The organism is Limisalsivibrio acetivorans (genome assembly GCF_000421105.1).
In the GTDB taxonomy this organism is placed as follows: Bacteria; Chrysiogenota; Deferribacteres; order Deferribacterales; family Geovibrionaceae; genus Limisalsivibrio; species Limisalsivibrio acetivorans.
In genome coordinates, this window is the sequence record NZ_ATWF01000001.1 from 1,865,122 (window position 1) to 1,880,639 (window position 15,518).

The following is a 15,518-nucleotide window of genomic DNA, read 5'->3' on the forward strand; positions in this document are numbered from 1 at the left end:
GCATCAATATGTAAATTGATTTTACCCATCAACAGGTGTTCCCTTAGGGAGGCTCAACTCAAAACGCATTCCACCGTTTGTTGCATAGGCACTGAGTTTACCCTGCATTGAGGTTACTGTTAGCCTTGTCTGATAAAGACCCACGCCTAGTCCTCCTTGCTTTGTTGTATAAAAGGGTTCAAAGAGGCGTTCCGGATTCTCAGCAGGTGTTCCTGTATCATCGATGCGGACAATGGCATAGCCCCCTCTCTCAAAGATGGACACGGAGCAGTCCAGGTCCTCTACCAGTGATTTTTCATATATGTTTTTCAGCAAATTATCGAAAACCATCCCGAGTGACTGCTCATCCCCGTAAAGCTCAGAATCACCCTCTATACTGCACACTAAATGGTAAACTGCGGCGGTTTCCTCAACCAGCTGCTTTAAACTGAACAGCCTGTTCTCTATCTCCCCCCTGCTTTCCAGCTCCAGGGTGGAGAAGACCTTATTTACCCTGCCCAGGAGTGCCGGTGAGGTTTCCTTGAGATAGCTGACAAGGCGCTTTTCATCCTCTGTGGAATCGACCCTGTCGAGGTTGTATACAAGGGTTTTGATAAACTGGGCAAGGTTCTTCATATCGTGGTGCAGAAAGCTCTGGATCTTAGCAAGGTTGCTGAATGTAGTGTTTATACTTGTTATCTTTACAAGCACATCGGTTTTGAAGATATGAAAGAGGGTTTCTAGTATAAGGTTGTTTGAGTATTTGTTCTCCCATTTATCCGAGGCGGGAATAATCTCGACATAAACCATAAAATCATTATCCACAAGGAACTTTGACTTACCTTCTATGTTCAGCCTCTTCGGCTTCTCGAATTCTATTCCCAGATAGGAGAAATAGTAGGCGTAGTCTTTGATCCCCATCTGGCTCAGGTATTCACCCATCCCCTCGGCGAAGGTAACCGGATCATACCCCGATTTTTCATTGTATCTAATAAGACTAAGGAGCTTTCGAAGCATCCTTCCTGCGTAGTATCCGTAATACAGGCTGACGCCTATAATAAGAACGCCGGAAAGGATAATGAATGGATAGAGCTTGCTAAGCATGCCTCAGCGCTCCAGTCCGAACTTTTTAATGAAATAGTAAAGGCTTTCCCTCTTAACCCCGAGGATTTTTGCAGATTTATAAACGTTGAATTCGTTATCCTTAAGCACTTTTATAATGAGGCTCTTCTCCGCCTCCTCCCTAAGAGGCTGGAGCCCTTCACCCATCTTGATATTGAAAGATATCTTCTCAACACCCTCCTGCTCAATCTCTCTCTCAGTCTCCATGAAAAGAATCGCCCGTTCGATGGAGAAGATAAGCTTTTCCATATTAACCGGCTTGATTATATAGTCGAAGGTGCCTGTCTTTATAGACTGTAGGGCAGCTTCCTTAGACTTCTGCCCCGTAAGTACGATAATCTTACATCTGGAATTTTCTTGAATATCCTGCATAAGCTTTATTCCCTCATCGGGAGTATTCTCCGAGGGGGGAAGCCCTAGATCCACAATGGCGATATCCGGCTCAAAATCGCCAAGCAGACAGAGAGCCTCTTTTCTGTTTGAGGCCTCTTTAATTTCATATTCCATCTCTAGACTGAAACAGATCTGTTTGCGCAGAGGGAGATCATCCTCCGCAAGAAGAATCCTTTTCATGTCGTTTTCACTTTTTCTTTTATTGATTTATTCTATCCTTAATGTATTTTTAGTTATGCAATTCGTGTCGCTGGAAGTAGCCGGGTCCGATAGAAAGGTAAAGGCCGCAGTGCTTAGCAAAAGCGGTTCCGGCTTTATCCTCAAAAATCATTATAGCACACATACAGGTCGCCTCCAACAGATTACAGCGGGGAGCGGAATCCGTATCGCTACGGACTATTTCGATGCTGTTACAGGAACAGTGGAAATCCCGCCTGTTAAGGATCCACAGGCTGTTCAGTCAATGATCCGTAGTAAAATGGCAGAGAGCCTTAATCCTGAGAATGATTATCTCTCCGTATACAGCGAAGCCCATGAAGATGCACCCGATGCCTCCACACTCAAGCTCGATGTATACATGGTTCCCCAGCACGTTTTTGAGGATGACATCGGGCTTGGCGAAGCGGGTAAAAAGAATGTAAGCCTTTTCACACTATCCCATTTCTCCCTTGCCGCTGTGAGCAATTACTACCACGGCAACAAATTTGTGTTCCAGGCATTTGCAGACAGGGAGAAACTTCTTATCGTCATAAGTTTCGGAGATAAGCTGATCTATTCGAGGACAACACCCATACCGGCAAACCTCGAATCCGATGATGATAAGCTGAATTTCTACTATGAGAATATAAATCTCACGTACATGTACGTAAGCCAGAACCGGCAGATAAATGTTGATCACATAGTACTGAGCGGTCTCCTTCATAACATGGAACCCCTCTTTACCATGGTGAATGAATTCGCCGGAAAAGAACCGGAGACTGTGGCTCCTGGAAGACTTGTGAAGAAATGCGGAATGTCTGTGTTCCACGATCTTCTCATTCCAATCGGAACCGCCCTTTGCGGCTCCGAGAGCGACTTCACTCCGCAGAGAATAATCCGTGAAAGGGTTTTCCGAAAGCTCACCGGAGCACTGAACATTGCCATACTTGCTGCTGTTATTGTTTTCACTGTAATGAATATCGGCATGCTCAGCGAGTTTCGAGCACTTAAGGAGAGATTGCAGATAAACTCCATGCGCCTGAGGCAGTCCCTTGCAGGGTTAAGCGCTGAAGTTCCTGATATCAGCGAATCCCGCTACCATGTACAGTATCTTGATATCATTGACACAAAGAAGAAAAGCCCCCTCCGCCTGCTTCCAAAGATCGCTCCGCTTATATCCCTAACCGGGTACGACAGGGTTATCATGGACGGAGGGAAAACAAGGAGCGTTGAGATAAACGCAGCGAGGAACTTCACCAGCATACAGGAGCTCACCTCTTACCACGACAGAATCGATAGAGCACTCGAGGACCTGAAAAACAGCGGTGAATACACGATTAACGACATAAGCAAGTACAACATGAACAGGCTCGCCGCATCGGTACAGATAACAATCAGCGAAGGACGAGTCAAAGAGGAGCGTGGTGAGGATGAATACCAGGGGAGACGCCGATGATAAGGGCTCTCTACCGTCTGGGAACGGATTACAGGCTGTTTGTTGTCCTGTGCGTACTCCTTGCCTTTGTTATGCTCGAATACTTCGCTCTGGCCTCGGTTAACAGTTCCGTTGATAATGCGCTTACAGGCATACGCCAGCGTTCGGTCTCCATGAAGCTGGGCTCTCTTGAAAAGAAGCTAGAGGAGCTTAACCAGAAGGCGAAGGCGGAGCGGATACTGACCTTTAACCGCGAGCAGGCGAGGCAGTGGTTCATCGAAAACCTTGAGGAATTCCGCCAGAATTATGGCGCAACGATAACATCACGGATGAATGCAGAAAACGGTGCATTCCACGCGAAGATGAACTTTCGCTTCACCCCTGTGGAGCCGGAGGATTTTATCCGTCTGGCTGAGTATATGGAGAACTCCAACGCACCGGTGATAAGGATCGAGAAAACCGCATTCACCGAACGCAATGACGAAAGGTCTGTAACATTCTCAGTGGAATTCATACAGCCCTTCCTTGAAACAGAGGGGGATGGGGGATGAACCGAAGGCTGTTTGACAGGCTTAAACTGCTCAGCAAAAAGAAAGTAATCATGCTTATCCTGCCCCTGTTGATACCTGCAGCGGCATACTACTTCAAGGATCTGGCAGTTACAGAGGTAGAGAACAGGGTGAACCCCGGGCTCAACTCCATGGTGCGTTCGGCGGATTCTGCCATAAGCCCGAAAAAGATGAATTTCTTCACAAGCATCGTGAGCAAGGATCTAAGCGGAGATAGTGACGTATTCAGCCTCCGGGGAACTGCTAGTGAGCCCTTTATCCTCTCCCTCGAAAACAGGGAATTTATCAGGGAGAACATGCCCGTTGAAGAGACCGTGGAACGTGTGCCTGAAAAAGCGGAAGCAACGGACAATGAAACCGCAGAAATACCCCCTGCACCGGGCTACAAACTCAGTTCAGTATTTATTGGAATGGATAAAAAGTTTGCTATAATAGACGGCGGAATATACAGGCAGGGCGAAGATATTTCAGACAATGAGACAATTATTGAACTCGATGAGGGCCGGATCCTTCTGGACGGTCTCTGGGGGCAGAGATGGATATACGTAGACTTCTGACGGCTGTCATGATCACAGCTGTGCTTATTTCATGTGCTAAGGTACCGGAACCGACTTCGGCAGAAAAACCCAGAAAGGATGTTAAGGATGTTCTGGAAGAGGAGAAGGCAAAGATTAAGCTTCCTCCGCCACCCCCTCCTGCGCCTAAACCAGCAATGAAGAAGATCGATCCCCTTGAGGATAAATTCGTTACCATAAACGCCTCCCGTGAATCGCTGTCGGCTGTTCTTTTCATGATAGCCGCAGAAACAGGTATGAACCTTGTGATAAATCCGGAGATAGACACAGGGAGGGAGGTAACAGTAAACCTCGCCCAGACGCCCGCCTCCGAAGCCCTCGATATAATCATGGAGACATCGGGGCTCTATTACTCCATTCGTGGAAATGTGCTTAATATAAGGGCTTATGAAACCGAGACATTCAAGATTCCATACGTTCATTCCACGACAGAGTACAACTCCAAGCTTGGCGGGGATATAATCGGAGGTGCGAGCGAAGATCTCAGCACCATCGCCGGTGGCTTCAATCTGCAGTTCAACAATCCCAGGGAACGTAACGATCTGTACGAACAGATAAGCCAGGGCGTAGCCTCCATAGTTCTTGCCGGAACGGGTGAAGAGGGGAGTTCAGAAACAACACCCGCTTCTTCCGGAAGTGAAGGTGGCTCCGGCAGTTCAGAGGGTAGTGTTATAGCCCAGAGCTCCGGAGAGGAGGGGTTCAACCTCAACATGTTCACAGGCACACTCACCGTAACCACCACCCGAAAGAAGATGGACAAGGTGAGGACATACGTAAAAACCGTTATGGAGGAGGTCTCCAAGCAGGTTCTCATAGAGGCGAAGCTGGTGGAGGTTATCCTTAATGATGTAAATTCATACGGGATAAACTGGCAGAATGCATTTAACGGCAACAAGATAAGCTATTCTCAAAACTTCGGTGACATAGCTTCCAGAACCATGGACAGCGTCGGACTAACCCCCGTTGCCTCCATCGCCCAGACCACAGGTGGAACCCTTGACGGAGTCCTGCAGATGCTCTCTCTGCAGGGTGAGATAAAAACCTTGGGCAATCCCAGGATAAGGGTTGTGAACGGTCAGAGTGCCCTTATATCCTCGGGTAATCTTATCCCGTACTGGGAGAAGAGCATTGAGCAGGGTGAAGAGGGGGAGGACGATACAGTCACTTACAACCGTGTCACCATTCTGGACGGCATAATGCTTGGGGTAACCGCATTCATAAACGATAACAAAACCATAACCCTTAACGTTGTCCCCGTTTCCACAACCGTTGAGGATGATAAGGTTCAGTATGACGATTCAGGAGCCATCGCCGCCAGCTTCCCAGTTCTCAACCTGAAAGAGGCGGGAACTATCCTAAAGGTGATGGACGGTGAAACGGTTATACTAGGCGGAATGATAGACAACTACGAAGAGGTCGAGGAACAGAAGGTCCCCGTATTGGGGGATGTCCCCCTGTTCGGAATGCTCTTCAAGGCGAAGACCACGAGGAAGGTCAAGAAAGAGCTTGTTATATTTCTGAAAACCACCGTGATTAGCAAGTGATGCGATGAGCCTTATAATAGATTCCCTCCGAAAGCTTAAGAAGGGTGGTAAAGACTCCAAAGAGGTCCATCCGAGCATGATGAATCTCATCGGCAAGAAAAAGCGCCGCAAGAACGGCCTTGTCATCGCCCTGGCAGTCATGCTTGTGACCGGAGCGGGTGGCTACTTCGCCGCCATGTACTACACGTCTTCGTATCAGCAAACGGGAACGGATCCGGACACTATACGCCGCATGGCAGAGATCCAGCGTCAGCGTGCCGCTGAACAAAGGGAAAACTCAGCCGCAAACAGCACTGCTATGGTGCAGACAAAGGCCGCACCAGAGAGTAATCCTGCCGAGACAAACCCCTCACCCCCGCCTAAGGACGAAAACAGCTATGTACCCACAGAGGTCGGTCAAATGCGCTTAGAGAATATGGACAACCTCCCCCTTGATGCGAATGCTATCATAGAGCGAAGGAAGCAGGATATCCAGCAGAAGGCCGCAAATGCAACCAAAGATGAGATAGAGGAAGAAGCCCGGGCAGAAGAGGATGCCCTAAGCCGGAACGATGAGCATACCGACACCGGGGAACCTGCTACAGAAGCTCAAGCGGAAGACCCCGCAGATAACAAGACTGAGAAGGACAGGAAGATAGCGGAAAAACTGAGACAAAGGGCCGAGGATCCCGCTTCCCGTGCAAACAGTTTCGTATACATGGCGAACGCCGCCCTGAGTGCCGGCGATACAGCCAAAGGGGTCAAATACTATAGGGAAGCATTTAGGCTCAACCGTAGCGGAGATATACTCAACAACCTTTTCATAGCCCTCGCAGAGGACGGGCGATACAGAGAGGCTGGGATGCTCTTCACTAAAAATGCCGACCTGCTCACTGAGGATATTACCTCAACAGCCGCCACAGCCCTCGCAGGGCACGGTGGTGACTACAGCGGAGAATCCCTTATACATTTCGCCAAAAAGAACGGAATAAAGGATACCGGCAAGCTGAGCTACACCATGGGCTATATAAAAGAGCAGAGAGGGGATACGGAGAAGGCAGCCGTTCATTACGCAGCAGCCTATGAGCTGAACCCCGGTGATGAGTACAACGCCTACGCCGCAGCAAGGATGGCAGACATAAACGAGGATTATCAAAAAGCACTCGACCTATACAGGGGATGCGCTTCAATGAACGGGGAACTCGCCGAAACCGCCGCAAACCGCATATCCGTTTTACACGCCTACATGGAGAGGAACGAATGAGAAGGCTCGGGCTTGCCCAGGGTCGTTTTCATGTTATCCACAAGGGTCATATGGAGTATCTGCTCGCCTGCGCCGAGCGGTGCGACTTTCTATTCATCGGCATTTCGGACCCCGATCCCTCCCGCGCATATTTCAGCAGAAGTATCGATTACAAGGATGACCCGGCAGAGGCTGAACCGTATATAACCCTTGAGGAACCGAGGCTCTATGCCCTCACATACTACGAAAGGGCGATGATGATCCAGGCCGCTTTAGCCGAAGAGGGCATCGGCGCCGAGCGTATTATGACCGTTCCGTTTCCAGTGCATCGAATGAATCTTATAAAGTACTACGTACCCAAATCCGCCACCGTATATGTAACCATCTATGATGAATGGGGTGAGCAGAAGGTGGATATATTCCGGAAGGTAGGGTATGAGGTGGAGATCCTCTGGCGGAGGAGTATGGCGGAGAGGTTTACAACAGCCACAGAGGTGCGCAGGCTCATAAAGGCCGGCGATGAGAGCTGGAAGGAGCTCGTTCCTCCGGCCGTTGTGAAGATTGCTGAGGAACTGGGTGTTGCCGAGCGCTACGCCTCGCTCTGATCCTTTTCAAAATCCAGAACTTCTCTGATAGTATAAGGCTTTTTATCCTGAGACTCGTAATACGTTCTCAGTATCGATTCCGCTATAAAACCCGTTGAGATAAGCTGAATGCCCCCAAGTGTGAGCAGAACGCCCAGTATAAGCAGGGGCCTGCCCCATATGTCGTTTCCGAACAGCTTGAGCACAAACATGTAGAAGTCTATAAGAAGGCCTATGGCAAGGCTGAAGAATCCGAGGGAGCCAAAGAGGTGCATAGGGCGCTGGCCGTAGCGTTTCAGGAATATCATAAACATCAGATCGCTTATGACCTTGGTGGTTCTGGCTATGCCGTACTTGCTGGTTCCGTAAAGCCTCGGGGAGTGCTTAACATCCATCTCCTCGATCTTCGCACCCTGCAGGTCCGCAAGAACGGGGATGAAGCGGTGAAGTTCGCCGTATAGCCCGAGGTTCTTGGCTACCTCGCTCCTGAAAACCTTGAGCGTACAGCCGTAATCACGTATGTAAACACCTGTCATCTTTTGAATAAGGCGGTTCGCTATCTTGCTGGGTATCTTACGGAGGAGCATGCCGTCCTTTCTTTTGGCACGCCTGCCAGCCACAACGTCCAGATCCTCCTCTTCGAGCTTATTTATCATGAGGGGTATGTCCGATGGATCGTTCTGGAGGTCACCATCCAGCGTGGCGATTAGCTCACCCCGGGATTCATCTATCCCTGCAGCCATGGCGGCTGTCTGCCCGAAGTTTCTGCGGAAGCGGACAAGCCTTGTCCGGCTGTCGGCATACTCTTTAACCATCTGAACGGTTTTATCCACACTGCCGTCATCCACAAGGATAAGCTCGTAGTCCATCCCGACCAGGGATTCACGAACACGCTCGAAGAGGTGCGGAACACTCTCCTCCTCATTAAACAGGGGTATCACAACCGAAAGCTTCATTCCATCTCCTCAATCCTGACAAGGCGATATGCAGGCCATTCCTTTATAACTTCATAGGGGTAGTTTATTTTATCCAGCTTATCAACCTTCGTAAAGAAGTACTCCCCCGGCCTAGGGTATTCCTTTCCAGGGATGTCATCGTAATAGACACTGAAACTGGGCATTCGTGAGCCCCATGTATTCACTCTGATCCCCCTCTCCTTTGCATATATAGCTGCTTCCTTAACACCCCTTTGCCTCGCTTCGCCAAGGATAGGCATTAGAAGAACGTTGGCGCAGAAGAGCATGAAGATGCCGAAGACAACGCCTCTGGTGCGGATGCTGATGCGTCTTATGAAGAGGGAGACAAAGGTGAAGACGGTCATGGCGCCTACGGTTGCGAAATAGAATATCTCCATCCTGTCTATCATCGCTCCGGCAACCGCTCTGGCGAACTCGTCCTCAACTCCGGCAATGAAAGGGGGTAGATAGAGGGGTATCCCCAGCATTATAAGGAGAAACAGAAGTATGGGTATAGTGAAGGCAAGGGGGTTCTTCGCATCGATAAACATCTTTGATATAAGGATAAAGAGGGGTGTCATCCCGTAGAGCACATAGTGCGGAAGCTTTGTTCCGCTGAAGGAGAAGAAGAGGAAGACAAACAGAAACCATATGAGCATATATCGCTCAAGCTCGGTGCTCCAAATCTCCTTAACACGCCGGAACATATTGTAAAGCAGGGTGGAAAAGGGCATAAGGGAGACTATGATAACGGGTACGTAATAGCCGATTCCCCCCACATGCCCCTCCATGGGGTCGGAGAAGCGGCCGATATTGTGCTTGAAGATGAAGCCGTTGATGAAATTCATACCCTGATCGATGTACTCCATCACGTACCATGGTGCGGCGATCCCTATCATCAGAGCAAGACCCATGGGGTTAAAAACTGCCACCAGCCATTTCTTCAGATCCTTCACCGAAAGAAAGAAGAGGAAGCTCACCGCAAAGGGTATAAGTATAGCAACAGGCCCCTTCGTGAGTATGCCGAGGCCGATGGCGGCGTGGGCGGTGTAAATAAATCGTTTGTCGCCGGTGTCCCTGTAAAGGAATATGCTGAACATGGAGGCGGCCAGCGTCATATTAAGGAGTGCATCCGCTATGGCGAGCTTGGCGACTATGGTAACAAGAAGGGAGCAGGACATAACGATCCCCGCCCAGAAAGCCCTCACTTCGCCGTAGTATCTCTTTGTGAAAAGATAAACGAGAGTGAGCCATATCGATGCGGAAATCACTGATGGAAAGCGGAATACGAACTCGTGGATACCGAAGATGTTGGCAAAAAGGGCCTGAAACCAGTATATGAGGATAGGCTTATCGAAACGGAGCTTCCCCTCAAGATAGGTGGTAAGGTAGTTTCCGCTTCTGATCATCTCACGGGTAGCCTCGGAGAAGGCGCCTTCGTCCAGATCAAACAGCGGAACGGTAAAGATCCCGTATAAAAAACTGAAAGCGGCAACGCATATGAGCAGGAAAACCCTGCCTCTATTTAGATCCAAAACCGGAACTCCTTTTTTGATGAATGAACCTGAAAAAATAACACATTACATGGCTTTTGAAAACATGTTTAGGCGAGTGCAACAGGATATACAGTACTCGGCGCTTCCCTTCGGGCGCATACCTATTTGAGGATATACAAGGTCTTCGGCCCCTCAAATATCTTTGCCGCACGGCGGAGATCGTCCTTCGTAATCTTCTCAATCCTGTCCACATAGCTGGAAAGATAGCTCTCTCCGAGACCTACGTTCATGAAGAAGTTGTTATACCATGCAACTTTTCCATTGGTTTGGGATTCGATAAGCACACGGCCGAGTATGTAGTTTTTAACCTTCTCAAGCTCATCCTCGCCGAGGTCATCGATGAAGCCCCTGTTTATGCTCTCCATTGTCGAAACGGCATCCTCAACGTTCTCGTACTGCAGGCCGATATGCCCGACAAATCTGGAAGGGCATAATCTGGATGCATAGAACGTACCCACTGAATAAGCGTACCCCTTCTCCTTCCTGAGAGCTCTGAAGTAACGGGAGCTCATCCCGCCGCCAAGTATGTCGCTCATAACCTTTATAGCAGTGTAATCCTCATCGGAGGCGGCGGGAGCGGTATAGCCCATGAACATCTTGGCCTGCTGGGTTCGTTCGTCCTCTTCTTCTATGTGACGATCCTTCTCTATGACGGTATCATTGCACGATATCTGAAACTCTTCACCGGAGGGTATCTCTGCAAAAACAGCCTCCAGCTTCCTTACCTGCTCTTCTGTAAAGCTGCCAGCCACGGTGATGAAAGCGTTTTTACCCTGAATAAGCTTATCTTTATGCTTTTTGAGATCATCTATTTCTAAGGCTGAAACCGCTTCCTCATTACCCTCTGTGGTGAGGGCGTAGTGAGAAGAGCCGTAGGTCTCACTGAAAAAGCCCCGCATGGCAACAGCATTGGGGTCATCCTTAACGGCCTTAATGGCTGTGAGATGTAGTCTTTTTTCTCGTTCGAACACATCATCCGGAAACTCCGGATTCATCAGAAAGTTGCGAAGGGATGGGATGAACCGGTCCAGGTTCTCCGCTGTGGAGGAGAAGGATACCTCGAAGAAATCCGGAGAAACGCCGGCCCCTATCGAGCTTCCGTAGAATTCAGCCTCTTTAAGCAGACGGCTCCCCTTGACCCATACGGATGCTGTAAGCGAGCCTATGCCGTTATTCGACTCATTCTCCCGGGCGAGCCCCCCTCGAAAGAACATCGATATGGAAACTGTATCGGTGAAATCCCTCTCTATGGCTGTAAACATCGCTCCATTGTTAAGCATCTTAGTCTCTCCGGCATAGCAAACGGCTGTTATTAAGAAGAATATAAGCAGTGCCGCCCTAATTCTCATATTATCTTTACTTTCCTTCCATCAACCCGCAGGCGGTCATCACAGAACAGAGCAACCGCTTCCGGATAGGCTTTATGTTCCTGTTCAAGGATTCTCTCAGCGAGGCTTTCGGCAGTATCATCCCCTTTTACCTCAACAACCCTCTGGAGTATCACTGGCCCGTTGTCCATCTTCGCATCAACGAAGTGCACTGTGCACCCGGTGAAGCGTACTCCGTAATCGAAGGCCTGCCTCTGGGCATCGAGCCCGGGGAATGAAGGTAGGAGGGAGGGATGGATGTTGATTATCCTGTTCTCGAACTGCTCCACGAACCATGGGGATATTATCCGCATAAAGCCCGCAAGGCAGACTAGATCCACGTTACGGCTGTTGAGCTCCTTGACTATCTCCCGGTCGTAGGACTCTCTATCCGCAAAATCCTGGTGATTTATGAAGACGGTATCAAGCCCCTGCTCTTTTGCAAAGGCTAGCCCTGCGGCGTCCTCTTTATTGCTTATTACAACGGCGATCTCCGCATTTTTTATATCATCGTTGTCCACAGCTTTCTTTATAGCCCTGAAGTTGCTGCCCCTTCCGGAGAGTAGTATTCCTATCTTTTTCAACAGTCTATCCCTTTAATGAAGACCTCGGATTTCCCTTCGGTTACTTCACCTATGACAAACGCATCCTCACCCAGTTCACCAAGTGCCTTAACAGAGGCCTCTGCATCCTCGTGTGCGAGAACCATCATGTAGCCGATTCCCATATTAAAAACCCTGTAAAGCTCACGACTTTCAACACCGGAACGTTCCTCGATTACATCGTATATCTCAGGGCGGCTGAATGATGCGGGATCTATAACCGCAGAGGCATTGATGGGGAGCGTACGGGGGATATTCTCGTAGAATCCGCCCCCAGTAATGTGGGACATCGCCTTGGGGCGTATACCTTTGTCCAGCAGTGATAAAACCGGCTTAACGTATATGCGTGTGGGCTCAAGGAGCATATCGTATACGGTGGAGGAGCCTAGCCTGTCCTCCCCCTTGAGTCCGAAATGCTCAAAGAATATCTTTCTTGCGAGCGAGTAACCATTACTGTGCAGACCGCTTGAGGGGAGACCGACTATTACATCCCCCGGACGAACTCCACTTCCATCGATAACCTTCGCCTTGTCAAGAAGACCCACAACAAAGCCTGCCACATCGAAGTCGCCGTCCGCATAGAAGCCGGGCATCTCCGCAGTTTCTCCTCCGATGAGTGCCGCTCCTGCCTGTTTGCACCCTTCGGCTATTCCCTTAACTACCTCAGCCATGCTCTCGGAGCTTAGCTTCCCCGTTGCGAGATAATCGAGGAAAAAGAGTGGTTTGGCACCTGTTACAATAACATCGTTGGCACACATCGCCACGAGGTCGATACCCACAGTATCGAGCCTTCCAGAATCTATGGCTACCTTAAGCTTTGTGCCCACGCCATCAGTACCTGAGACAAGCACAGGCTCCTTCATTCCGGCGGCTTCCTGAAGGCTGAAAAAGCCCGCAAAGCCTCCAAGTCCGCCAATAACGCCGTCGGTCTTTGTGGAATCGGCAAGTGATTTTATCAGGGAAACAAACCTGTTCCCCTCGTCTATATCAACTCCGCTGTTTTTATAGTTAAGATCAGACACCTATTCTCCTTTCTTGAGCTTTTCTATCTCTTCGCGGATAACCATCTCCGCTATTTCAGGAAGAACTTCACGCAGAACCTCTTCCAGCTTCTCGGAGAGCACATCCTCTATCACGTTCTTAAGCATATCTGCATCAAGGGAACGTTCTACAACATCCTTTATCACATCTTCACTGAGAGCCTCAACAGGCTCCACTTCGCCGACTTCTTCTGCGACTTCCTCCGCCTTCTCATCGGAGAGTTTCTCAACATCCAGAGCGTTCTCAATGCCTTCCTTGAGCTCATCCGGTGTCATAGGCTGCTCTTCGGGGATCTCCTCCGCTTCGGTATCGAAGGGCTTATCCTCAAGGGCTGTATCCGCTGCGGATTCATCATCCTCATGGAGCTCACCCTCAAGGGGTCCTGATTCCGCAAGCTCTGTATCCGCATCAATATCAGCCACATCGGACTGTCCAGGAAGATCAAGGGCCGTTTCCTCAACGGTCTCTTCGGGGAGGGCATCCTCATCTGGGAGCACCTCTTCCGCAGTATCCTGAGCATCGGCGGCGGTCATATCCTCCTCCGCCTCCACGTCCTCATCTGGACCTTCATCGGGTAGTGCATCGGGATCGACCTCTTCAAGGTCGTCAAAGGATATCTCGCTCATCTCCTCCTCAGGGGCTTCCTCAAGGAGATCCTCGTCATCCGTGGCCTCTTCAAGGTCGTCGAAGGAGAGATCGTCACTTCCGCCGAGAACGTCGATATCCTCGTCAGCCGTGTCCGGAAAATCTATATCGTCCAGACCCTCATCCTCGTCAGCTTCTTCAAGATCATCGAAGGAGATCTCCTCCTCAACGTCAGGCTCGTCTTCCTCTTTCTTATCACTCCCCATCAGGCTGGAGGCCGCCTTAGAGAGTTCCTCAAAGTCTGCACTCCGCTCCGAGGGCTTCTCCTCTTCTTCATCAGTATCATCACCGCCAAGCTCTTTGAGCAGGCTGTCTATATCATCATCCGCCTCGTCATCGCTCGGGGCAGAGGGGACAGGTTCATCGTCAGTACCAAGAAGAGCGCTTAGGTCATCTGTATCATCGGCATCTTCCTCTGCGGGGAAAAGATCATCTTCGGGTGTTTCCATCTCCTCCGCTGCCGTCTCTTCTTCGGGCTCTTCTCCAGGGGAGTCAGCCTCCGCCTCGAATTCCTCCGCCGTTTGAGCCGCTTCCTCCAGGCTTTCAGCCTCATCTGCGAAGGGCTCTTCTATGGTATCGGCACCCTCGGGGGCCTCATCCTCATCAAGGACTATATCCTCTTCTATATCAACCCCTTCTTCCACAGGAATGTCAGGTTCCACATCGATAACCTGATCCTCCGTTTCCTTCTCCTCCTCGGTCTCCATGAGCTCCATAACGGACTCATCTATAACCTGATCCGGCGAGGCGGGGGCGGATACATCCGTATCAGTAACTATCTCCTCATCAAGGGGCTCCGGCTCTTCCTCGGGCTCTTCAGGTGTATCGGCAGTATCTCCCACAGACTCATCAAGCTCTAAAGGCTCATCAATATCCAGAGGCTCTTCTTCACTTTCGGGAACCTGCTGCTCAAGGTCGGCCTCTTCCGCAGTGTCCTCATCATCTAAACTGAGCTGGATAGTCTCCGGTTCTGTTGAAAGGGGTTCTTCCGGTTCCACTTCGGTTTCAGGTTCCTCTTCGGGCTGCTCAGGTGCATCGGCAGTTTCCTCAATAGGCTCATCAAGTTCAACGGGTTCCTCAGAATCCAAAGGCTCTTCATCTCCGGGGAGTTCTGCCTCCAAAGGTTCGGGCTGAGTAACCGGCTCCGCCTGGGCAACGGGCTCCTGCGTCTCTTGCGCTTCGTCAACGCCTGCATCTTCAGGCACTCCGCTTTCCTCCGGCATCATAGAAAGACCGTAGCTTATCTTAGAATCGAGTGACTGGGAGTCAAAGGGCTTAAACAGGTAGTCATCGGCACCCGTTTTATCAAGATCCTCATCCTTAAACTGATCGAAAGCTCCTATGAGCAAAACTATCCAGGAGGAGGATGATATTTCCTTAAGTTTGGCTGTGAATTCAGCCAGGCGCACACCCTCAAGCTTATTGTCCAGCAGGATAATATCGTAGGGAGCGGATTTCAGCTTCATCACAGCATCATCCGCAGAGAAGGTCTTTGCAACGTCAAAACTGGCCTTGTCCACGCAGAGGTCTATAACCCTGTGTATGGTAAGGCTGTCGTCGATAAGCATTATCTTTTTCATGGATTAATCCCCTCTATTTGCCGATGGAGGGCAAAGGACACCAGCGGTTTTAGCTAAAGTTACCACCAAATATACATAAAATCAAACACTATGCCCGCACCCGAAGGGGCACAGCACGATTTTAAGCCATTCCGGCAAAAGGGATACAGC

The 15,518-nt window shown here is 49.9% G+C and carries 14 protein-coding genes; 6 read left to right on the plus strand and 8 right to left on the minus strand.

Annotation, left to right across the window (positions count from 1 at the left end; translation table 11 throughout):
* Positions 1-21: 21 nt before the first annotated feature.
* Entirely contained in the window at positions 22-1,083 is a 1,062-nt protein-coding gene (locus K300_RS0108850; RefSeq protein WP_022851315.1) for a sensor histidine kinase, read from the minus strand.
* Positions 1,084-1,086: 3 nt separating this feature from the next.
* Entirely contained in the window at positions 1,087-1,674 is a 588-nt protein-coding gene (locus tag K300_RS0108855) for a response regulator (protein WP_022851316.1), read from the minus strand.
* Between the two features lie 55 nt (positions 1,675-1,729).
* Here K300_RS0108855 and K300_RS0108865 point away from each other — a divergent pair, with 55 nt between their 5' ends.
* The 6 genes from K300_RS0108865 to K300_RS0108890 are packed head-to-tail and all read left to right on the plus strand — an operon-like array spanning position 1,730 to position 7,642.
* Positions 1,730-3,148: a hypothetical protein gene (locus tag K300_RS0108865; protein ID WP_162139872.1), complete on the plus strand. Its 1,419-nt coding sequence runs from the start codon at positions 1,730-1,732 to the stop codon at positions 3,146-3,148.
* On the plus strand, positions 3,145-3,678 hold the full coding sequence (locus K300_RS0108870) for a hypothetical protein (RefSeq protein ID WP_022851318.1): 534 nt from the start codon (positions 3,145-3,147) through the stop codon (positions 3,676-3,678). The genes K300_RS0108865 and K300_RS0108870 overlap by 4 nt, the downstream gene beginning before the upstream one ends.
* Positions 3,675-4,253, plus strand: a complete 579-nt coding sequence (locus K300_RS0108875; protein ID WP_022851319.1) for a hypothetical protein — start codon at positions 3,675-3,677, stop codon at positions 4,251-4,253. Before K300_RS0108870 ends, K300_RS0108875 begins: the two co-directional genes overlap by 4 nt.
* On the plus strand, positions 4,232-5,815 hold the full coding sequence (locus tag K300_RS0108880) for a hypothetical protein (protein ID WP_022851320.1): 1,584 nt from the start codon (positions 4,232-4,234) through the stop codon (positions 5,813-5,815). The genes K300_RS0108875 and K300_RS0108880 overlap by 22 nt, the downstream gene beginning before the upstream one ends.
* Positions 5,816-5,819: 4 nt before the next feature.
* Positions 5,820-7,058 carry a tetratricopeptide repeat protein gene (locus tag K300_RS0108885; RefSeq protein WP_022851321.1) on the plus strand — a complete coding sequence of 413 codons (1,239 nt, stop codon included), beginning with the start codon at positions 5,820-5,822 and terminating at the stop codon, positions 7,056-7,058.
* Positions 7,055-7,642 carry a nucleotidyl transferase family protein gene (locus tag K300_RS0108890; protein ID WP_022851322.1) on the plus strand — a complete coding sequence of 196 codons (588 nt, stop codon included), beginning with the start codon at positions 7,055-7,057 and terminating at the stop codon, positions 7,640-7,642. Before K300_RS0108885 ends, K300_RS0108890 begins: the two co-directional genes overlap by 4 nt.
* Here the strand turns inward: K300_RS0108890 and K300_RS0108895 are convergent.
* The 6 genes from K300_RS0108895 to K300_RS0108920 all read right to left on the minus strand — a co-directional run bounded on the left by K300_RS0108895 (position 7,627) and on the right by K300_RS0108920 (position 15,368).
* On the minus strand, positions 7,627-8,577 hold the full coding sequence (locus K300_RS0108895) for a glycosyltransferase family 2 protein (protein ID WP_022851323.1): 951 nt from the start codon (positions 8,575-8,577) through the stop codon (positions 7,627-7,629). The two genes, K300_RS0108890 and K300_RS0108895, sit on opposite strands and share 16 nt — an antisense overlap.
* Positions 8,574-10,112, minus strand: a complete 1,539-nt coding sequence (locus K300_RS0108900) for an ArnT family glycosyltransferase (protein WP_022851324.1) — start codon at positions 10,110-10,112, stop codon at positions 8,574-8,576. The genes K300_RS0108895 and K300_RS0108900 overlap by 4 nt, the downstream gene beginning before the upstream one ends.
* 122 nt (positions 10,113-10,234) lie before the next feature.
* The gene (locus K300_RS0108905; RefSeq protein WP_081646939.1) at positions 10,235-11,482 is read right to left on the minus strand and encodes a M16 family metallopeptidase; all 1,248 of its coding nucleotides are present in this window, start codon (positions 11,480-11,482) and stop codon (positions 10,235-10,237) included.
* Positions 11,479-12,084 carry a phosphoribosylglycinamide formyltransferase gene (purN, locus tag K300_RS0108910; RefSeq protein WP_022851326.1) on the minus strand — a complete coding sequence of 202 codons (606 nt, stop codon included), beginning with the start codon at positions 12,082-12,084 and terminating at the stop codon, positions 11,479-11,481. Before purN ends, K300_RS0108905 begins: the two co-directional genes overlap by 4 nt.
* The gene (gene purM / locus K300_RS0108915) at positions 12,081-13,124 is read right to left on the minus strand and encodes a phosphoribosylformylglycinamidine cyclo-ligase (RefSeq protein WP_022851327.1); all 1,044 of its coding nucleotides are present in this window, start codon (positions 13,122-13,124) and stop codon (positions 12,081-12,083) included. The genes purN and purM overlap by 4 nt, the downstream gene beginning before the upstream one ends.
* The gene (locus K300_RS0108920; RefSeq protein WP_022851328.1) at positions 13,125-15,368 is read right to left on the minus strand and encodes a response regulator; all 2,244 of its coding nucleotides are present in this window, start codon (positions 15,366-15,368) and stop codon (positions 13,125-13,127) included.
* Positions 15,369-15,518: the final 150 nt, after the last annotated feature.